We start from the raw sequence: 19512 nt of genomic DNA, 5'->3' as shown, positions 1-19512 counted from the left end.
GGCCGGGCGTCCGAGGACGCCCGGCCCGTCCGCTTTACCGGTACGCCGGTGACGTGCAGAATCGGTCTCCGTCAATCGAACAGATCACGGGGACAGTCATGCCGTTCGACGGGTTCATCTCCTACAGCCATGCCGCCGACGGGCGTCTCGCCCCCGCGGTCCAGCGTGGTCTGCACCGGCTGGCCAAGCCGTGGCACCGGCGCCGCGCACTGTGGATCTTCCGGGACCAGACCGGGCTGGCCGTGACGCCCGCGCTGTGGAGCTCCATCCAGCAGGCCCTGGACGGCTCCAAGTACTTCGTGCTGCTGGCCTCGCCCGAGGCGGCCTGCTCACCGTGGGTGAACCGGGAGATCGAGCACTGGGTGGCGACGAAGTCACCGGACCGCATCCTCCCGGTGGTCACCGACGGCGAGTGGCGCTGGGACGCCGACGCCCGGGACTTCGCCGCCGATTCCACGGCGGTGCCGGCTGCGCTGCGCGGTGTGTTCAGCGAGGAACCGCTGTATCTGGACCTGCGCTGGGCTCGTGACGACGTACACCTGAGCCTGCAGCACATCCGCTTCCGCGACGCGATCGCCCAGCTGGCCGCCCCGATGCACGGGGTGAGCAAGGACGAGCTCGAGGGCGAGGACGTCCGGTACCACCGGCGGGCCCGGCGGTTGTCGGTCGTCGCGGTGGCGACGCTGGTGCTGCTCACCCTGCTCGCGTCGCTGGCCGGCGTCGTCGCCACGCGCAACGCCGGCCGGGCCAACGCCGCCGCGGCGGAGGCCGTCCGGCAGCAGCGGGTGGCGACCGAGCAGCGCGGCACGGCCGAACGGGCCACGGAGGAGTCGCTGCGCCAGCAGGAGAACGCCCGGGTGCAGGAGGTGAAGGCGCAGGACGCGGTGGCCGAGACCGAACGGCAGGCGCACCTCGCCGAGGAGCAGCAGGCGCTGGCCGAGGACGCCGCCGCCGAAGCGAAGCGCGAGCAGGCCAACGCCGAGCGGTACCGGGCCAACGCCGACCGGCAGAAGGCCAACGCGGAACGGCAGCGGGCGGCGGCGCAGGACGCCTCCGAGGACGCGGCGCGCCAGCGGGAGAACGCCGAGCACCAGCTGGCCAACGCGCGGCGGCAGGAGGAGCTGGCGAAGCAGTCGACGGCCCGCGCGAAGAAGCAGGAGAAGCTGGCCCGGCACTACCAGGAGCTGGCCCGGAAGGCCAACGAGGAGCGCATCAAGCAGGAGAAGATCGCCCGGGACGCCGCCGAGGACGCCCGCCGCCAGCGCGAGGAGATGGCCCTGCAGCAGCGCATGGTGATCAACCGGCGGTTGATGGGCCGGGCCCGTGCCATGATCACGGACGACCCGAAGAAGGCCCTCATGCTCGGCGTGGCCGCGCAGCGCCTGCACACCGACGACCAGACCCTCGAGGAGCTCAGCCACCTCGCCATGTCGACGCACTACGCCGGCGCCCTGGCCGACGCGGTTGATGCCGTGTCGGTCGCCGGCCAGGTGGTCGCCGTCGCCGGGCCCGGCGGGACGGTGACGCTGTGGAAGACGGCGGACCCGGCCAAGCCGGTCCGGATCGGCCCGCTGCCGGCCGGCGCGACAGCGGACAAGACGCTGATGAGCAGCGCGGACGGGCGGATCCTGGCCGTCTGCGACGGCAGCCCCCAGGCGGTGCTGTGGGACGTGACCGACCCCGCCCATCCGGTACGGAAGGCGGCCCTGACCGACGCCGCGGGAATCGTGGCCGTCACGTTCAGCCCGGACGGGCACACCGTCGCCACGAGCAACCGCGACAAGAACACCGTTCTCTGGGACCTCGCCCCGGCGACTCCCTCGACGCTCGGCACGCTGCCGGGGGCGTACCCCCTGAGGTTCAGCCCGGACGGGCGCACCGGAGTGACCAGCGGCACCGCGGTCACCGTCTGGGATCTGACCGATCCGGCCCACCCGGTCCGCGGGGCTGAGCTCACCCAGCTCTGGGGCGACCCGGTCGTCGACGCCGCCGTCGAGTTCAACCCGAAGCTGCCGGTGGTGGCCGTCGAGGAGTACGGCGACTACCTGCGGCTCTGGGACCTGACGGACCCGGCCCGGCCCCGCCGCGGCTCCTCACAGGTGGCGGCCTCCGGTGAGGCTCACCTGAGCACGATGAGGTTCAGCCCGGACGGAGGCATGCTGGCCCTGGGTGACTCGGACGGGTCGACCACGCTGTGGACGGTCGACCAGAATGACGGTTGGCCGTGGCTGCCGACGCAGGTGGCCACCGTGACCGCCCGCGGCGGCCCGGTCGAGTCGATGTCCTTCAGCCAGGACGCCCGCACGCTGATCACGGTCGGCGACCGCCGGACGGCGACACTCTGGAACACCCGGGGCCGCTTCGCCCGCGACGCGATCGCCGAGCTGCCCGGGCCGTACCCGGGCAGCATCGTGGGCCTGACGTACGGGGCGGACGGCCGCTCGCTGCTGGTCGCCGGCCACCAGGGAACCGCCGTGCCGTGGGACCTGACCGAGCCGGCCCGTCCCGTGCGGCGGGACGGCGTGCCGCTGAGCACCGGCAAGGTCGAGGCGATCACGCTCAGCCGGGACGGCCATACGCTGGCGGCCACCGGCGCGGACAAGACGGTGACGCTGTTCGACATGGCCCGTCCGGCCGCGCCGGTCCAGCTGTCCACGATCACCGAGGAAGGCGACCTCGTGTACGCGGTGGCGTTCAGCCCGGACGGCCGTACCGTGGCCATCGGGCGCCGCGACGGCAAGACGTCGCTGTACGACCTGACCGACCGCCGGAAACCCGTGCTGCTGGCCACGCGCGCCCTGCGCAAGACGTTGACGGCCATCACGTTCAGCCCGGACGGGCTCACGATGGCCGTCGCCGAGGGCTACAACGTGTCCCTGTGGGACCTGGCCGACCGTTCCGCCCCGGAGCGGCTCACCTCGATCGCCCTCTCCGAATTCGTCGGCTACACCGCCAACGCACTCGCGTTCAGCCCGGACGGCCGCACCCTGGCCGCCGGCACGGACAACGAGGCGGCGGCGATGCTCTGGGACGTGGCCGACCCGTCCGCGCCCAGCCGCATCGCGACGCTGATCGGCCACACCAACGAGATCCTCTCGCTGGCGTTCACCCCGGACGGGCGCACGCTGGCCACGGCCAGTCTGGACGATGCCATCATGCTGTGGGACATCGCCGACCCGGCCACCCCGATCCGGTACGCCACGATGAAAACTCCCGGACTGCAGAGCTTCTACACGGCGCTGAGCCCGGACGGCCGCACCCTGGCCGCGGGCGGCACGTACGGCGACCCGAGCACCGCCGTGACGCTCTGGGACACCACGGTGCCGAAGGACGTCGCGGCCGACCCGGCCCGGCAGGCGTGCGCCATCAGCGGTCGCGGCCTCAACGCCGACGAATGGGCCCGCTACATCCCCGAGATCCCCTTTGAGAGCACATGCTGATAGCTCCACAAGCACGGCGGCCGGTGGGCCTCGAAGTGCGGCCTGGTCTCGACGGTGAGCGTGAGCAGCTCCTCGGCGGGACCAGTCCATCGTGACGGGCACGTCGCCGGCGGTCGGTCGGGTGTCCGATCCTTGACGCCGGTGGTGCGGCGCAAGCGCGGCCCCGTGCGCGTTGGTGCACGCCGTACGGGTTGTTCGGTCGGCTTTGCGCCGTTGGGGTGTTGATCGCTGGTGTCTCGCCCTAACGTCGGATTTGCCTCAGCCCGGGCTTTCGCGCCGAGGGAACCCACTGATCGGAGTGCCTTCCGTGCTGATCGACGCTGTCCGGTTGTTGCGCCGGCCGGAGTGGTCGCGGGACCGCCGTACGGATGCTGTCCGGCCCGGGAAGGTGGTGGCCGGCAATGCCGAGCCGATGGTGGTCTTCCTGCTCGGGATCAGGATCAACCGGTGGCGCGGGATCCGGCACTGGCTGCCGCTGTTGCTGGCGATGCCCGGCATGCTGCGCGAGCTGACCAGCGCCCCCGACGGGGGCCTGCTGGGCTATCGGCTGCTGTTCGGGCCCGGTCCCCGGCAGGCGATGCTGGTCCAGTACTGGCGCCGGCCGGAGGACCTGCACCGCTTCGCGAGCGACGCGGCGAAACCGCACCGCCCGGCTCAGCGCCGGTACTGGTGGCATTACGGGTCGAGTGACTCCGTCGGCGTCTGGCACGAGATGCTGATCTCCGCCGCGGGTTCGCATCACGGGATGTACGGCAACATGCCGCCGACCGGCTTCGGGGCGTGGCGCCAGGTCCGCGATGCGCGCTGGTGGGCCGAAGGGCGCTGACGGCCGGCGGAAACCGTCAGCCGGTCTGCATGCGCTCGTACAGGGCGCGCAGCTCGGTGCCGCCGGCCTGGCGGCGGGAGCGGTCGAGCAGCACCCGGAGGGTTTCGGCGACCTCGGCCGACGTGCGCACGTGCTGCGGCGCGATCCGTTCCGCGGTGAGCAGGAAGCGGACGGCTTCGCGATCCTGCCCGCCGATGCGGGTCAGCGCCCGGGCGGTGTCGGCGTAGTAGAAGACCTGCCGGACGCCGGCCGGGATCGCCCGCGGGTCGGTGCGCCGGGCGATCTCCACCACCCGGACCGGGTCGCCGTCGCCGGCCTCGATGCTCATCCGCCAGATGTCCACGTTGGTGGGTCCGAAGAACATGCCCATCGTGTTCGTCTCGCCGGTGCGGCGGGCCAGCCCGGCCGCCTCGACCAGCCAGTCCCGGCTGTCGTCGAGCCGCTGCCGGCACCGGCTGGCCAGGGCGGCGACCAGGTGGAGGGAGCCGAGCACCTCCGGTCCGCCGGGCAGCCCAAGATGCCGGCCCAGGTCGTCCACGGCCCGCTCGGCGAGGGTCTGGCCTCGCTGGTACGAACCGCAGGCGGTGGCCGCCCGGGCCAGCGCGTACGCCGCGTGTCCCCGCAGCACCGGGTCACGGGTCGCGTTCGCCGCGTCGCGGCACCGCTCCGCGGCCAGCCAGGCGTCCGCCGGATACCCGAGACCGCGCAGCACCGTGGACGCGATGTGGGTCGCGTCGCACAGCAGTCGCAGCGCCTCGAGCTGGTCCGGGCCGGCCGTCTCGGTGTGCAGGTCACGCAGCAGGTCCGGGAGCAGGCGGGAGGCGCCGGCGTAGTCGCACGCCTGGTGCAGGGCGTCGGCCAGGGCGACGCTGCGGCGCAGCTCGGCCACCGGCGGCGCGGGCCGGGCGGGTGGCTCGGTCAGGTCGATGTCGACCAGGGCCCGGCGCAGGTCGAACACCCCGGCCCGGGCGGACGCGGTGGCCCGGTCGAGTGCGGGCACGCCGGTGCCGGCCAGATCGGCCGGGGCACAGTCCAGCGCGCCGGCGATGTCCGCCAGCATGAACCGGTTGTCGGCCGTCTGCAGCCCCCGTTCGATCCGGCTCCAGGTGGCGTGCGAGACACCGGCCCTGCTGGCGGCGTACCGGACACTCCACCCACGAAGCAGGCGGCGGGCGCGGATCTGCTCGCCGACCGCGGGGTCGGCGATCCGTCGGAGGGTCATAGGGGCGACGGTAGTCGCGCCGCTCCCGGGGGTGGTCCATGCGTGTACCAGCGCGACTGCTTGCCTTTCACGACAACCTGTCGTAATCTTTACGACAGGTTGTCGCCAAAACTGCCTGGGGGTTTCCATGACTGATCGTGCCGAACTCATCGAACTGCTGAGCCGCTATGCCGACATCGCCGACCTGAAGGACTTCGCTGAGCGCCCCCGCCTCGTCTTCACCGACCCGCTCACGATCGACTTCGAGTCCGTCGCCGGCATTCCGCCGATGACCGTGCCGCTGCAGGACTACGTTGGGAACCTCCAGGCCTCCTTCGCGTCGTTCACGGCGACTCACCACGCCATCACCGGCCACGTGATCGCCCTCGACGGCGACCGCGCGACGATCCACGCCCACGTCCGTGCCGAGCACTGGCTCCCGGCGGAGCTGGCCGGGGACGGGCCCGACCGCTGGCTGGTGGCCGGCTTCTACGACAACGAGGCGGTCCGCACGCCGGACGGCTGGCGGCTGAGCCGCGTCAAGCTGACCGCCGCCCACCAGGAGAATCCGCAGCTGGCCGGGATCGCCGTGGCTGCCGGGCAGGCGGGCCGGCAGTAAGGGCGCGCCCGCGACGATGGGAACGCCCGGGTGGGGGAGGATGAGCGGATGCCGCGGATCCGGGGAGCCAGCATCGACGAGCACCACGAGATGGTGTGGGCCGAACTCGCCGGGGCGACCCGGCAGCTGCTGCTCGAACGCGACTACGACTCGATCACCATGGGCCACATCGCGGCCCGGGCCGGCCTCGCGCGCAACACGCTCTACAACTACGCCGCCGACAAGGGTGCGCTGGTCCTGGCGCTGACCGAGCGGGCCGGCCGGCCGACGGTCGAGCGGGTGACGGCGATCGCCGCCCGATCCGCGGAGCCGGCCCCGGAGCGGCTGCGGGAGATCATCGAGGCGGTGCTGGAAGCGTTCACGGACCCGGCCCTGCAGATGATGTTCCGGCCGGGCTCCGGCCCGCCGGACGCCGCGGCGCCGAAGGGGCCGGGCAGCCCGTTCCACGCGATCGTGGTCGAGGTGGAGAACGTCGTACGGGACGGCATCGCCCGCGGCGAATTCCGCGAGGTCGGCGACGTACCCCTGGCGGTGGAGCTGTTGTCCGGCGTCATGCGCGCGGGCGCGGAACGCCTCGGCCGCGATCCGGCGGCCTCGGCGGCCACAGTCCGGATGGCGCGGGAGATGATCCTGTCGTCCCTGGCGCTGGTGGACTGAGCGGTCGGTACCCCTGGGGCCGCCGGTGGCCAGGGCTTTTCCCTGGTGCGACCCGGTGGCTGAGGGCGCAAGGCTCATCGCATGAGCACCGCGGAGCAGTTCCACGTCAACAAGGTGTCACCGTCCTACTGGCGGGTGACCTTCGACAACGGCCCGGTCAACCTCCTGGACCCCGACACCGTCGAGCAGCTCGGCGCCCTCATCGGGCGCATCGAGAACGACCCGGATCTCACGGTCGTCGTCTTCCGCAGCGACCGGCCGGGCTACTTCATGGCCCACTGGGACTTCCTGGCCGACAGCGCCCGGGTGGCCCGGATGCCGCCCGGACCCACCGGCCTGCACCCCTACCTGGACAACTTCGTGCGGCTGAGCCGGGTGCCGGTGGCCACGATCTCCGAGATCCGGGGCCGCACCCGCGGCGCGGGCAGCGAGTTCGTGCTCGCCACCGACATCCGCTTCGCGTCCGAGCAGGCGGTCCTGGGCCAGTTCGAGATCGGTGTCGGCGCCGTCCCGGGCGGCGGGCCGATGGCCCGGCTGGGCCGGTTGGCCGGCCGCGGCCGGGCCCTGGAGATCCTGCTCGGTGGCGAGGACATCTCCGCCCGGACCGCCGCCGAGTACGGCTACGTGAACCGGCTCGTCCCGGACGCCGACATCGAAGCTGTCACCGACGCGTTCGCCCGGCGGATCGCGGCCTTCGACAAGGTGGCCGTCACCGGCATCAAGGAGCTGGTCGACCGGGCCACGCTGCCGGCCGACGAGGAGCTGGCGGCGGGGCTGGCCGCGTACTTCGCGACCGCCGGACGGCCGGAGCACCGGCCGTTCGTCCGGCTGTTGCTCGACAAAGGACTGCAGCAGCCCGGGGGTGTCGAGACACACCTCGGTTCCGCGATCGGGGAGCTGTTGAAGAATCCCGCTTCAGAATCGCCGGTGGTGGGTAAGCCGTTGTCCGCATTGGACAATGAGGAGGGACCATGGAAGCGCAGCCGATGAATTCCCCGACCCAGCAGCACGCCGGCGGAGCGGTGGCCGGCACCAACGTGATGGCGATCCTCGCCCTGGTCTTCGCCTTCATCTTCGCGCCCCTGGGCATCGTGTTCGGCGCCGTGGCCAAGCGGCAGATCCGGCAGACCGGCGAGCAGGGCGCCGGCCTGGCCAAGGCGGGCTTCTGGCTCGGCATCGTCTTCACCGTGCTGTCCGTGCTCTGGGTCGTCTTCGTCTTCATCCTGGCGGCTTCCCAGACCACGGCGTGACCGGCTCGGCCCCTCGGCGTTGATCACCGCCGGCCGCAACCTGGCCGGCCGTGATCAACGCCGAGGTCGTTGCGGTACGCGGTACGTTGACGGCATGGTCACGACGCGACTGGATCTCGCCCGGGTCCGCGCGGCTCGCCGGGAGATCAACCCGATCTTCCTCGACACCCCGCTGTACGAGTGCGACGCCCTGGGCCGCGAGCTCGGCTGCACGGTGAGCATCAAGCTGGAGACGGCGAACCCGGTGCGCTGCTTCAAGGCCCGGGGGACGGAACTCGTGGCCGGCCTGCTGACCGGCCAGGGTCGTACGGCCGTGGTGTGCGCCAGCGCCGGCAACCTCGGCCAGGCACTCGCCTGGTCCGGTCGTCGCCGTGGCCTGGACGTCACCGTCGTCGCGACCCGCCGGGCGCCCACCGCGAAACTGGATCGCATCCGCGCCCTGGGCGCGGAGTTGCTGCTGACCGACGGCGACTTCGAGACCGCCCGGGAACGGGCCCGGGACGTCGCGCGCGAGCGTCGCATCAGGCTGGTCGAGGACAGCCTCGACCTCGAGACCTGCGAGGGCGCGGCGACCATCGGCCTGGAACTGGCCGAGGCGGGCTCATCGGTCGACACCGTCCTGATCGCTCTGGGCGGCGGCGCGATGGCCACCGGCGTGGGCTACGTCCTCAAGACACTGTCACCGGACGTCGAGGTGATCTGCGTGCAGCCGTACGGCGCACCGGCGATGACCCGCTCCTGGCAGCAGCGCCGGGTCGTCACCACCGACTCGACCGACACCATCGCCGACGGGGTCGCCGGCCGGTTCCCCATCCCGGAGGTCCTGGACGACCTGCTCGCGGTGGCCGACGACGCGGTGTTGGTGCACGAGGCGTCGATCGTCGCCGGCCTGCGGATGCTGCTGCACCACGCGGGCCTGGTCGTCGAACCCTCCGCCGCCCTGGGCGTCGCCGCGATCCTGGAGGACCGCGACCGCTTCGCCGGCCGCCACGTCGCCACGATCATCTGCGGCGGCAACGTCGACCTGGACGCCCACGCGCGCTGGGTGCGCAGATAGGAAAGGTGTCGGGCCGGCGTTCCGCTACTGTGACCGTGGTCACCGTTGACACCGGAGGAACCCATGCTGGCCTGGTCGACCATCGTCCACGGTGCTGTTCTTTCGGCCGTGGCGGCGGCCGGGCTGACCGCCCTGTTCCGGCCGCGACGCCTGCCGGTGATCGTCATCGCCGCCCTCGGCGCATTCGCGGGCCCCGTCGCCTGGAACGCGGTGCTGCGTGCGACCCATGCCGGCACCTTCTTCGTCGATGCGCCTGTGACCCTGCTGCCCGCTTCCTGGCAGGACACCGGCGGCGGCGTCTTCGCGACGGCCGTCACCGCGCTCGCGCTGGGTCTCGGGCCGCTGGCCGCGGGACCCGGCCGGCGTGTCGCAGGGGTGGCGCTCGGGTCCGGCCTCGCGGCCTTCCTCGTCGATGTCTACCTGTAGTGACCCTGCACGTCAGCCTCCGCCACAGCGTTCTTCCGCGTTCCGCGCACAACGCAGCCGACGCCGTGAGACCGTCAGAATGCATCGGCCGCCGGACCATTTGATCATGCCCGCAGACGACAAGGACAGCGCCTTGAAGTGGACCGTCGCACGCCGCCTCGCCGCCATCGGGGCGCTGTCCATCGCCGCGTCGCTGGCTGTCGGGACGATCGGCTTCACCCAGGCCCGATCGGCCAGTGACCGGGCCGACCGGGCTTTCCGGGTCGCCGAGGCGCTGGCCACGACGATCGACTCCCAGCACACCGCCTCGGTGGTGCTCGCCGACGCGGCGATCCTGACGCAGGACGTGTCCGCCGACCGGCGGGCCGAGGTGATCGACCAGCTCACCGAGCACGCCGGTGAGCTGAAGGAACAGCAGGCGATGTTGACCGACGTCGACCTGGACGCCGAGATCGACGCCTCGGTCGCCGCGTACCTGCCGACGATCGGGCCGGTGCTCAGCGATGCGGCCCAGTTGGCGCAGGTGTCCGGCGTGCTGCCGCAGGCCGCCTTCGACACCGCGCAGGAGCACTGGGACGACCTGGACGCCGGCAGCGACGCCCTCAAGACGCTCCTCGCCGAGATCTCGGCCGCCGACGTGGTGGCCGCCCACGACGGCAGCAGCCGCACCACGCTGGTGCTGACCGGGGTGACGCTGCTGTCCGCTCTGCTGGTCGGCGTCGTCATCTGGTTCATCGCCAGGTTGATCGCGGCGCCCGTGGCGGCCACCAAGGCGCTGCTCGAGCGGGTGGCTGCCGGTGACTTCCGGCATCGGCTGACGGTGCGGACCGACGACGACCTCGGCGAGATGGGTACGGCCCTGAACACCACCGTCGACCGGGTCGGCCAGGCCATCACCGACATCTCCCGCAACGCCACCACGCTGGCCGAGTCGGCGCAGGCGCTGACCGAGGTCAGTCAGCAGGTCTCCGCCGGCGCGCAGCGGGCCTCCGTCGAGGCCACCTCCGCGGCTGACAGTGCCACCCAGGTCAGCGAGGATGTCCAGGCGATCGCGACCGGTACCGAGGAGATGCGGTCGGCCATCTCGGAGATCGCCGGCAACGCCACTTCCGCGACCACGATCGTCGCCAACGCCGTCACCGCCGCCGAAGGCGCCAATCAGACCGTGGTGAAGCTGTCCGGCTCCAGCGCGCAGATCGGCCAGGTCGCCAAGGTGATCGCGGCGATCGCCGAGCAGACCAACCTGCTCGCGCTGAACGCCACCATCGAAGCGGCCCGGGCCGGCGAACTGGGCAAGGGCTTCGCCGTGGTGGCGGGCGAGGTCAAGGACCTGGCCAGTGAGACGGCCAAGGCGACCGAGGACATCGCCCGGCAGATCGCCGCGTTGCAGGCCGACAGCACCGACGCCGCCGCCGCGATCAGCGGAATCTCCTCGACGATCAACGAGATCGCCGACATCCAGCAGGGCATCGCCGCCGCCGTCGAGCAGCAGTCGGCGTCCGCCCAGGAGATCGGCCACCGGGTGTCACGCGCGGCCGGCCGCACGGGCGACATCGCCGAGCGCGTCACCGCGGTGACGACCACGTCGCAGCAGGCCACCCTGTCGGCGTCCCAGACCCAGCAGGCGGCCCAGGAGCTGGCCGTCACCGCGGCCAGCCTGCGGTCGGTGATCGGTCAGTTCAAGCTGGCCTCCTGACGCCGTTCGCCGGTCAGAGCCCGCGGGCGGTCAGCGCGAAGGCCAGCATGCCGGTCGCGGTGAAGTCGATCGACGGTTCGGTGGTGGCCGACACCTGCTCGTCGTCGGTGTAGTGGACGTCGTCGCGGTCGTAGGCGGCGAAGCCCTCGGTGGCGCACGCGCTGTCCCGGCCGGTCTCGATCAGTTCGTGGATCCGCTCGGCCTTGTTGGGGCCGTTGACGACCGCTCCCGTCATGCCGGGGGCGGGGGAGCCGGTGGTGAGGCCGGCGATCTGGTCGTGCGGGCACCGGGGATACGTCGTACCCGCGGCGACCACCAGCGACGTACCCCAGGCGTTGGCGCCCAGCGCGACCCCGCGCTGGGCCGTGCCGAATGCGGCGTAGCGGTCGTCCCCGGTGAGGTCGCGGTAGAGCGCCGCGGTGGCGACGTAGCCGAGCTGGCGGGAGGCGTAGTCGTAGCCACCGTTGCCGGCGGCGGCTCCGAAGAGGTTGACGCCGGCCGCCCGTACCCCGGCGTCGAGGCGCTTGCGCAGGTCCTGCCGCAACTCGTCGGGACTGATCGCTGCCCCGGTGACCGGCGTGGCGGTCAGCACGTGGCTCAGCTCGGCGTCGGCGACCGCGCTGAGGTCGTAGACGTTCAGGGCGTCGGTCCGGCCGGTGCCGGCATTGACCTCGGCCCAGCGCGCCGCCCGCAGGGTCCAGTCCCGGAACCGCGGATCCCGCAGCAGGATGCCGGCCCGGGCCAGCTCGCTCCCACCGGTGGCGAGGTCGTCGGCCCAGCTGTCCTCGGGATAGAAGCTGTGCGGCTGAGCCGTGACCAGGTCACCGACCTCGGAGGTGGCGGCCTGGTCGAAGATCTGCGCCGCCGCGGCGAGGTGGCGGCGGGCCCGGGCCGGATCGGAGGCCGCCTCGACCTGGGCGGCCAGCGCGAAGGCGGCGGCCACCCGGCCGGCCAGATTGGGACTGAGCTGCGCGCCCGGTGCGGCAGCCCGGAACACCGGCCGGTAACGCTGGTAGTAACGCGCGTCGCCCGGCTCGACAGCGAGCTGGTCGTCGGCCTGCGGCAGCCGCCAGGTGTCATGGTCGCCGAGGAAATCCGCGGCGACGCCGCTGCCGATCCCGACCTGGGTGTAGAGCGTACGGGTGCGCTCGTCCCACATCTTGTCCAGCCAGTCGATGCCGTGCCGGGTCTCCTCGGCCAGGCCCGCCGGGGCCGGCCCGTCGCGCTGCACCAACAGCATCGCGACCAGGGCGTACGCGCTGGTGTGGGTGAACTTGAGGTAGTCGCCCGCGTCGTACCAGCCGCCTTCGACGTCCACTGGACCGCCGGTGGGCTCCAGCGCCGCGATCATCCGGCCGTCCTCGTCGTAGCGGGGGTCGGCGTAGACGGTGGCCTCCCGGTCGGCCAGGTGCGCCGGCGTACGCCGCCAGGCGCCCGCGACCTGATCGGCGCCGTCGCGATGAGCTTGGAAGTACGCGAGCGAGTTGGCCACGAGCGGACCGAACAGCTCAGCGGGGGGAGCGACCCGGAACGCAGGGGACTCGGCGGTGACCGGGCCCTGCACCCGGAGCCGGTACGTGCCGGGCCGGGTCAGTGCGGTGAGATCGATGGCGTGGACCGCCGGGAACCTTGCGTTCCACTCGCCCCGGCCGTCGCCGATCCTCGGGGACAGCACGGTCCGGCCGGCGGTGTCGATGACGGTGGCGTGGGCGCCACCGGCGTCGCGCGGTGCCAGCAGGGTCGCTGTCTTGGCTTCGTCGATGCCGTAGCCGAGCTGATCGAGCCGCAGCACCGCGTCCTGCTCCGGCAGCACGGCGACCGGACCAGGTGGCGGCACGGCCGGGCTGGTGGGCGGCGTCACGCGGGGTTCGGCCGGACCGTCACACGCGACCACGCCCAGGGCGGCTGTCAGCAGCATCGCCACGAAGCGGCGGCGGGTGCCGGGCACTGATCGGGTCACGGAGGCCGAGTATGGGCCAGCCCGGAGCGCATGATCCGGACCCGGTGTCCGTCGCTCGTCCGGGACGGCGGACTGCTCCCGACGGGCGGCCGACCGCCACGGCTGGTTAACTACGAGGATGGCCGCGTACCCGTTCCGGATGCTCCGGCCCGGCCCTGCCCGGCCGATGCGGATGGCCGGCGCGGTCCTCGTCCTGCTGCTGCTCGCCGCGGGCCTGCTGTTCTCCGCGGGTAGCGCCCATCACGGTCACGATGCCGGCGCGGGGGAGCGGCTCACCGCTGCGGACCTCGCGTGCCTCCCGCACGCGCACACCGGCGACACCCCCGCCCACCAGCACGAGCACGGCGACAACTGGACCGCCTACTTGTCACCGCGCGCCCGTCCGGCCTCGGACGCCACCCTGGTCGCCACGGTCGCCGTGGATGCGCCGGCCCTGTGCCCGGATCTGCGCGGGTCGCACACCGGCGCCGCCGCGCGCGACGCGACGCTGAGTCAGCTGGGCGTTCTGCGGGTATAGCAGCCTCTTCCCTGCTCACCGCACCACTGCACGCCATCGCGTTCACCGGCTGTCGCGCCGGCGGCGTCTGTTTCGTGTCCCGCAGCCCCCCAGGAAGACGATTCCCTGTGCACCCGCAACCGCCTCGCCGCACCACCCACGCCTACGGAACTCCGAAGAACCGGCTCGTCTACGACCGCTGGGGCCGCTTCGGCCGGCCGGTCGTGTTGCTGCACGGATTGTTCTACGACCGCACCATGTGGTGGCCGGTCGCCGCCGAACTCGGCGACAGCTGCGCCGCCGTCGCCGTCGACCTGCCGGGCCACGGCGACTCCGCGGCCCGCGACGACTACGACGTCACCCAGCTGGCCGAAGACCTGGCCGTCCTGATCAACGGCCTGGCCCTGCACCGGGCCCCGGTGATCGTCGGGCACGCCGAGTCGGCCCGCCTGGCCGAGACGTTCGCCGCCGCGTACGCCACCCAGGCGGTGCTCACCTTCCAGGACACGCCGGCCGAGCCGCCCGGGACCGCGCGGGAGCTGGCCGCGGGCGATCTGAGCGGCGTACCGGAACTCTACCGGCAGTTCGCCGTCGCCCGGCACGACGACGCGCTGCTCGCCGGCTACCGGTCCTGGTTCAGCCCGCCCTCGCACAGCGAGCCGCGGCCGGACACCACGCCCCTGAGCCTGGGTGCCCAGGGGCGGCTGGGCGGACGGTTCCCGCACCTCTGTGACGCGGCCAGCTTCGCGGACCTACTACGCACCCTGCACTGAATCCAGGGGTCCACCTGTCGCGATCACCTGGCACACGCGCGTCGCACAGTTGCCCCGTCACTCGGTGGCCGCGTCCACGTCGGCCTTGTCGCCTTCGCCGACCCAGACCGCCTTGAGGTTGCAGAACTCGCGGATGCCGGCCGACGACAGCTCCCGGCCGTACCCGGAGTTCTTGACGCCGCCGAACGGCAGCTGCGGGTACGAGGTCACCATCCCGTTGATGAACACCGCGCCCGCCTCCAGCTCGGTGATCAGCCGCTGCTGCTCGTCCGGGTCGGCGGTCCAGGCGTTCGCCCCGAGGCCGTACGAAGTCGCGTTGGCCAGCTCGATCGCCTCGTCGATGGAGGCGGCCCGGTACACCCCGGCCACCGGCGCGAACACCTCCTCGGCGTACATGCGCATGTCCGGCGTGAGGTCGGTGACCACGGTCGGCGGGTACCACCAGCCGGCACCTTCCGGGGCGCGGCCGCCGCACCGTACCGTCGCTCCCTTGCCGACCGCGTCGGCGACCTGCTCCTCGGCGTCCTTGCGGCCCTGCTCGGTGGCCAGCGGCCCGACGTCGGTGGTGTCCTTCATCGGGTCGCCCACGGTCAGGGCCGACATGTGCCCCACGAACGCGTCGACGAACTGGTCGTAGACGTCGGTGTGCACGATGAAGCGTTTCGCGGCGATGCACGACTGGCCGTTGTTCTGGCAGCGGGCGGTGGCGGCGACCTCGGCGGCCCGGTCCAGGTCGGCGGTCGGCAGGACGACGTACGGGTCACTGCCGCCCAGCTCCAGCACGGTCTTCTTCAGCTCGCGCCCGGCGATGGCGGCGATCGACCGTCCGGCGCCTTCACTGCCGGTCAGCGTGGCCGCCCGTACCCGGGGATCGGTGAGAATGCGCTCCACCGCGTCGGAGCCGACCAGCAAGGTCTGGAAGGCCCCGGCCGGGAAGCCGGCCCGGGTGAAGAGCTCACCCAGGTGGAGGGCGGTCTGCGGGACGTTGGACGCGTGCTTGAGCAGCCCGGTGTTGCCGGCCATCAGGGCCGGCGCGGCGAACCGCATCGCCTGCCACAGCGGGAAGTTCCACGGCATCACCGCCAGCACCGGCCCCAGCGGCTGGTACCGGGCGTACGCGCGGACGGCCCCGACCTCGGACGCCTCGGCCGGCTCGTCGGCCAGGAAACGCTCGGCGTGCTCGGCGTAGTAGCGGCAGGCGGTGGCGCACTTGGCCACCTCGGCCTTGGCCGCCGCGAAGGTCTTGCCCATCTCGAGCGTCATCAGGGCGGCGACGTCGTCGCGGTCGGCGTCGAGCAGGTCGGCGGCCGCGGTCATCCAGGCGGCCCGCTGGGCGAAGGTGGTTCGCCGCAGTTCGTGGAAGCCGGTCAGCGACCGGCCGATGGCGACATCGATCTGCTCCTCCGTGAGCGCGTCGAAATTCTTGAGCACTTCACCCGTGACCGGGTTGATCGTCGCGATCGGCATGGTCGCACCCCCTTCAGGTCTGCCCCAGGGCCTACCCGGCTGCGGTTCTGCTAACCGCCGCCGGGCGTAGCGGCGGGGCCGGCGGGGTAACGGTGCCGCGTGACGGATCGACGCTTCCCGCGGTTGGTCGCAGTGGCGTGGCGCCGGCTGCGTCACCGTGTCGGCTGGCTGGACCACCTCGTCCGGGCCGGGCTGCGGTACGACGAGGCCGACGGCGGCCGCCTGGCCGCGGCCGTGACCTACTACGCGTTCTTCGCCACCTTCTCGCTGGGCCTGCTCGGTTTCGCCGTCTTCGGGTTCGTCCTGGACGACCCGGCGGTGCTGCGCGCGGTGGAGCGTTACGCGGCGGAGAACCTGCCCACGGTCGACGTGCAGACGTGGCGCAACGCCCGCAACACCGCGGGGGTCGTCGCGTTCATCGGGTTGCCGATCACGGGCTGGTTCTGGGTCGACGTGCTGCGGTCCTCCATCCGCAAGATCTGGGACCTGCCCGAATATCCCGGCAAGCTGGTCGTTCGGGTGCTCCTCGACCTGCTCGTGCTGGTCGGGCTGGGGGTGCTGCTGGCCGCGTCGCTGTCGGTGGCGTACGTGACGACGACCCTGGCGAACCGGGCGGTCGACGCGGCGGACACGGCGGCCACCCCGTCGCGGTGGGTGCTGGCCACGGTCGGACTGCTGATCGGCCTCGCGGTGAACACGGTGCTGGCGGCCGGCATGCTGACCGGGCTGCCCCGCCTACGGATGCCGGTGCGCCGGGTGCTCGGGCCGGCGCTGCTGGCGGCGGCCGGGCTGGAACTGCTCAAGACCATCGGTCGCCTGTACGTGCAGAACACCGCGGCCAATCCGACGTACCACCTGGTCGCCGGCTCGGTGGGGCTGCTGGTCTTCCTCAACGCGGTCAACCAGCTGGTGCTCTTCGCCGCCGCGCTGACGGCGACCAGCACCGCCGGGCGCCCGGCCGACCTCGCCGCCGAGGGCGACAGCGACGAGATCCCGGATGAGGACCCGCCGGGCTGAGGCTCGTCGAGCGCTTGCGGCTCGGTGGCGTAGAGGTTGAGCGCCCCGGCGGCCGAGTGTCTCGCCCGAGGCGAGGGCGTCGAGGCACGGTCCGTGGCCCTGCTCGTACTGTCTTTCGTCCAGGTCGAGCGTCAGGCCGCCGGTGAACGCAGCGGTATGCGCGCCCTGGCCCCGGCTGAGGGTCACGGAGACCTCCGCCGTGCCGGGGACGGTGCGCTTGGCCAGCTCGGCCAGCTCGCGCAACAGGCCGTCGATGTGGGTCTCGCCGAACGGGAGGAGACTGCTCTCGTGGAAGGCGTCGGTGGGATCCGTCGGGTGTGCGCCGGTCATGGCAGGTGTCCTCAGGGACGGGGTCGCTGCGAGAACCCCCTCGGGGGATCCGGGACCCACACCGCTGCATGATGCAAGCACGCCGACGTCATAGTGGCGCCGACTACAGATTCTGTCGGACCGTGTGACCTCGGGCGGTCCGGCGGCCCGCCCAAGGCCGAAAGTAACCAGCAAACTATCGGAATGTTTCGGCGTTGACACCGAATGTTTCACGCTATTACGTTGGCGTGGTCTCGTCCGCCGACGGCTCCTGGGGGCCGGACGCCAGAAGGGCTCTGCCGACAATGACCTTCGTCCTGCATGTGGCGACCAGTGGTTCCGACGACGCCGACGGCTCGGAGAAGCAGCCGTTCCGCACGATCAACCGGGCAGCGGCCGCGGCCCGCCCGGGCGACACGGTTGTCGTGCACGGCGGCGAATACCGGGAGTGGGTCGCGCCACCGCGTGGCGGCCTGAGCGACACCCGCCGGATCACCTACACCGCGGCCGACGGCGAGCACGTGGTCATCAAGGGCTCGGAGCGGGTCACCGGCTGGGTGCCCGACTCCGGCACCGTGTGGCGGGCCGAGGTGCCGAACGCGCTGTTCGGCGGGTTCAACCCGTTCGCCGAGGAGGTCGCCGGCGACTGGATCGTCTATCCCGAGGGTGCGCCGCCCAAGCACCTCGGTGACGTCTACCTCAACGGCCGCAGCTTCTACGAGGCCGGCGACCGCGCCGAGCTCGACGACCCGCCGCTGCGCACCGAGGTGGTGGACCACTGGACCGGCCTGGCCGACCAGGTCCGGGACCCGGAGCAGACCCGGCTGGTCTGGTACGCCGAGGTGGGCGCCGAGCACACCACCATCTGGGCCAACTTCCAGGGCGCCGACCCGAACACCGAACTGGTCGAGATCAACGTTCGCCGGTCGGTGTTCCACCCGCTCGTCCCGCACGTGGACTACATCACCGTACGCGGCTTCGAGCTGGCCCAGGCCGCGTCGCCGTGGACCCCGCCGACCGCGGACCAGCCCGGCCTGATCGGCCCGAACTGGGCCAAGGGCTGGATCATCGAGGACAACGTCATCCACGACGCCAAGTGCTCGGCGATCTCGCTCGGCAAGGAGGCGTCCACCGGGCACAACTACGCCACCGAGCGCGGCGACAAGCCCGGCTACCAGTACCAGCTCGAGTCGGTGTTCGCCGCGCGCCAGATCGGCTGGGACCGCGAGCACATCGGCTCGCACATCGTGCGCCGCAACACCATCTACGACTGCGGGCAGAACGGCATCGTCGGCCACCTGGGCTGCGTGTTCTCCACCATCGAGGACAACCACATCTACAACATCGCGCTCAAGCGCGAGTTCTACGGCTACGAGATCGGCGGCATCAAGCTGCACGCGGCCATCGACGTGGTGATCCGGCACAACCGCATCCACGACTGCTCGATGGGCACCTGGCTGGACTGGGAGACCCAGGGCACCCGGGTCACCCGCAACGTCTACTACCGCAACAACCGGGACCTGTTCGTCGAGGTCAGCCACGGCCCCTACCTGGTCGACCACAACCTGTTCGGCTCGCGCGCGTCGTTCGAGTCGTTCAGCCAGGGCGGCGCCTTCGTCGGCAACCTGTTCGCCGGGACGCTGCGCCTCGAGGCCGTGATGGACCGGGCCACGCCGTACCACCGGCCGCACAGCACCCAGGTCGCCGGCTACGCGTTCATCCGGGGCGGCGACGACCGCTACATCGGCAACGTCTTCCTGGGCGGCGACACCGCCGAGGCGTACGGCGACGGCGGCCAGGGCGGAAGCGAGCCGGGCTACGGCCTCGCGGGCTACGACGACTACCCGGCGTCCTTCGAGGAGTACATCGCCCGCATCCAGGCGCAGCCCCCGGGCGACCACCAGCGCTACCTCGACGTGCTCCAGGCGGTCTACGCCCGCAACAACGTCTACGCCGCCGGCGCCCGGCCGTTCGCCGCGGAGACCGACCCGCAGGTGCTCGGCGACGCGACCGTGTCGGTCGTCGAGGAGGGCGACGCGGTCTACCTGCAGACGACCTTCCCGGCCGGGTTCGACGAGGCCCGCATCGGTCCGGTCGGCGGCCGTGACCTGCCGCGCGTCCGCTTCGCCGACGCGGACTTCGAGGAGCCGGACGGCAGCCCGGCGGTCATCGACGTGGACCTGACCGGGCAGCGGCGCAACCCCGGCGAGACCGCGGCGGCCGGTCCGGTCGCCGCGCTGACCTCGGGCGATTCCCGCGTACGGGTCTGGTGACGTCATGAATCGGCGGGGCGGGGCCGCGGGGGGGGGGGCGCGCTC

General features: G+C 72.2%; 16 protein-coding genes. 13 read left to right on the top strand and 3 right to left on the bottom strand.

Annotated features, from left to right (window positions below; genetic code table 11):
* Positions 1-98: 98 nt before the first annotated feature.
* Entirely contained in the window at positions 99-3440 is a 3342-nt protein-coding gene (locus tag ACWEOZ_RS29060) for a TIR domain-containing protein (RefSeq protein ID WP_451913841.1), read from the top strand.
* A 307-nt stretch (positions 3441-3747) separates the two neighbouring features.
* Positions 3748-4266: a DUF4188 domain-containing protein gene (locus tag ACWEOZ_RS29055; RefSeq protein ID WP_451913840.1), complete on the top strand. Its 519-nt coding sequence runs from the start codon at positions 3748-3750 to the stop codon at positions 4264-4266.
* Positions 4267-4282: 16 nt separating this feature from the next.
* Here ACWEOZ_RS29055 and ACWEOZ_RS29050 read toward each other — a convergent pair whose 3' ends face one another.
* Entirely contained in the window at positions 4283-5488 is a 1206-nt protein-coding gene (locus ACWEOZ_RS29050) for a helix-turn-helix domain-containing protein (RefSeq protein ID WP_451913839.1), read from the bottom strand.
* A 127-nt stretch (positions 5489-5615) separates the two neighbouring features.
* Between ACWEOZ_RS29050 and ACWEOZ_RS29045 the strand changes: the two genes are divergently transcribed.
* The 7 genes from ACWEOZ_RS29045 to ACWEOZ_RS29015 all read left to right on the top strand — a co-directional run bounded on the left by ACWEOZ_RS29045 (position 5616) and on the right by ACWEOZ_RS29015 (position 11172).
* Positions 5616-6086, top strand: coding sequence for a nuclear transport factor 2 family protein (locus ACWEOZ_RS29045; RefSeq protein ID WP_451913838.1), 471 nt, complete (start codon positions 5616-5618; stop codon positions 6084-6086).
* A 48-nt stretch (positions 6087-6134) separates the two neighbouring features.
* Positions 6135-6743: a TetR/AcrR family transcriptional regulator gene (locus ACWEOZ_RS29040; protein ID WP_451913837.1), complete on the top strand. Its 609-nt coding sequence runs from the start codon at positions 6135-6137 to the stop codon at positions 6741-6743.
* A gap of 81 nt (positions 6744-6824) precedes the next feature.
* On the top strand, positions 6825-7733 hold the full coding sequence (locus ACWEOZ_RS29035; RefSeq protein WP_451913836.1) for an enoyl-CoA hydratase/isomerase family protein: 909 nt from the start codon (positions 6825-6827) through the stop codon (positions 7731-7733).
* Positions 7715-7993 carry a DUF4190 domain-containing protein gene (locus tag ACWEOZ_RS29030; protein WP_360831096.1) on the top strand — a complete coding sequence of 93 codons (279 nt, stop codon included), beginning with the start codon at positions 7715-7717 and terminating at the stop codon, positions 7991-7993. The genes ACWEOZ_RS29035 and ACWEOZ_RS29030 overlap by 19 nt, the downstream gene beginning before the upstream one ends.
* Before the next feature lie 94 nt (positions 7994-8087).
* Positions 8088-9050: a threonine ammonia-lyase gene (locus ACWEOZ_RS29025; RefSeq protein WP_451913835.1), complete on the top strand. Its 963-nt coding sequence runs from the start codon at positions 8088-8090 to the stop codon at positions 9048-9050.
* 63 nt (positions 9051-9113) lie between these two features.
* Positions 9114-9476, top strand: coding sequence for a hypothetical protein (locus tag ACWEOZ_RS29020; RefSeq protein WP_451913834.1), 363 nt, complete (start codon positions 9114-9116; stop codon positions 9474-9476).
* Positions 9477-9582: 106 nt separating this feature from the next.
* Positions 9583-11172: a methyl-accepting chemotaxis protein gene (locus tag ACWEOZ_RS29015; protein WP_451913833.1), complete on the top strand. Its 1590-nt coding sequence runs from the start codon at positions 9583-9585 to the stop codon at positions 11170-11172.
* 13 nt (positions 11173-11185) lie between these two features.
* Here ACWEOZ_RS29015 and ACWEOZ_RS29010 read toward each other — a convergent pair whose 3' ends face one another.
* Positions 11186-13132, bottom strand: a complete 1947-nt coding sequence (locus ACWEOZ_RS29010; protein ID WP_451913832.1) for a glycoside hydrolase family 9 protein — start codon at positions 13130-13132, stop codon at positions 11186-11188.
* Positions 13133-13250: 118 nt separating this feature from the next.
* On the opposite strand from ACWEOZ_RS29010, the gene ACWEOZ_RS29005 reads away from it, so the two are divergent.
* Together ACWEOZ_RS29005 and ACWEOZ_RS29000 are read left to right on the top strand one after the other, a co-directional pair.
* The gene (locus ACWEOZ_RS29005) at positions 13251-13649 is read left to right on the top strand and encodes a hypothetical protein (RefSeq protein WP_451913831.1); all 399 of its coding nucleotides are present in this window, start codon (positions 13251-13253) and stop codon (positions 13647-13649) included.
* Between the two features lie 107 nt (positions 13650-13756).
* The gene (locus ACWEOZ_RS29000; protein WP_451913830.1) at positions 13757-14401 is read left to right on the top strand and encodes an alpha/beta fold hydrolase; all 645 of its coding nucleotides are present in this window, start codon (positions 13757-13759) and stop codon (positions 14399-14401) included.
* A gap of 57 nt (positions 14402-14458) precedes the next feature.
* Here the strand turns inward: ACWEOZ_RS29000 and ACWEOZ_RS28995 are convergent, their stop codons facing one another.
* Entirely contained in the window at positions 14459-15868 is a 1410-nt protein-coding gene (locus tag ACWEOZ_RS28995; protein ID WP_451913829.1) for an NADP-dependent succinic semialdehyde dehydrogenase, read from the bottom strand.
* A 99-nt stretch (positions 15869-15967) separates the two neighbouring features.
* On the opposite strand from ACWEOZ_RS28995, the gene ACWEOZ_RS28990 reads away from it, so the two are divergent.
* On the top strand, positions 15968-16885 hold the full coding sequence (locus ACWEOZ_RS28990; protein WP_451913828.1) for a YihY/virulence factor BrkB family protein: 918 nt from the start codon (positions 15968-15970) through the stop codon (positions 16883-16885).
* 614 nt (positions 16886-17499) lie between these two features.
* Positions 17500-19467, top strand: coding sequence for a right-handed parallel beta-helix repeat-containing protein (locus ACWEOZ_RS28985; RefSeq protein ID WP_451913827.1), 1968 nt, complete (start codon positions 17500-17502; stop codon positions 19465-19467).
* The last annotated feature ends 45 nt before the right edge of the window (positions 19468-19512 follow it).

Source organism: Actinoplanes sp. NPDC004185, assembly GCF_053603475.1.
This window is presented reverse-complemented; position numbering and strand designations above follow the sequence as displayed.

Coding starts and splice junctions, on each gene's coding strand:
- ACWEOZ_RS28985 (WP_451913827.1), top strand. CDS start 17,500: ATGACCTTCGTCCTGCATGTGGCGACCAGTGGTTCCGACGACGCCGAC.
- ACWEOZ_RS29045 (WP_451913838.1), top strand. CDS start 5,616: ATGACTGATCGTGCCGAACTCATCGAACTGCTGAGCCGCTATGCCGAC.
- ACWEOZ_RS28995 (WP_451913829.1), bottom strand. CDS start 15,868: ATGCCGATCGCGACGATCAACCCGGTCACGGGTGAAGTGCTCAAGAAT.
- ACWEOZ_RS29040 (WP_451913837.1), top strand. CDS start 6,135: ATGCCGCGGATCCGGGGAGCCAGCATCGACGAGCACCACGAGATGGTG.
- ACWEOZ_RS29005 (WP_451913831.1), top strand. CDS start 13,251: ATGGCCGCGTACCCGTTCCGGATGCTCCGGCCCGGCCCTGCCCGGCCG.
- ACWEOZ_RS29030 (WP_360831096.1), top strand. CDS start 7,715: ATGGAAGCGCAGCCGATGAATTCCCCGACCCAGCAGCACGCCGGCGGA.
- ACWEOZ_RS29015 (WP_451913833.1), top strand. CDS start 9,583: ATGCCCGCAGACGACAAGGACAGCGCCTTGAAGTGGACCGTCGCACGC.
- ACWEOZ_RS29020 (WP_451913834.1), top strand. CDS start 9,114: ATGCTGGCCTGGTCGACCATCGTCCACGGTGCTGTTCTTTCGGCCGTG.
- ACWEOZ_RS29025 (WP_451913835.1), top strand. CDS start 8,088: ATGGTCACGACGCGACTGGATCTCGCCCGGGTCCGCGCGGCTCGCCGG.
- ACWEOZ_RS29060 (WP_451913841.1), top strand. CDS start 99: ATGCCGTTCGACGGGTTCATCTCCTACAGCCATGCCGCCGACGGGCGT.
- ACWEOZ_RS29035 (WP_451913836.1), top strand. CDS start 6,825: ATGAGCACCGCGGAGCAGTTCCACGTCAACAAGGTGTCACCGTCCTAC.
- ACWEOZ_RS29050 (WP_451913839.1), bottom strand. CDS start 5,488: ATGACCCTCCGACGGATCGCCGACCCCGCGGTCGGCGAGCAGATCCGC.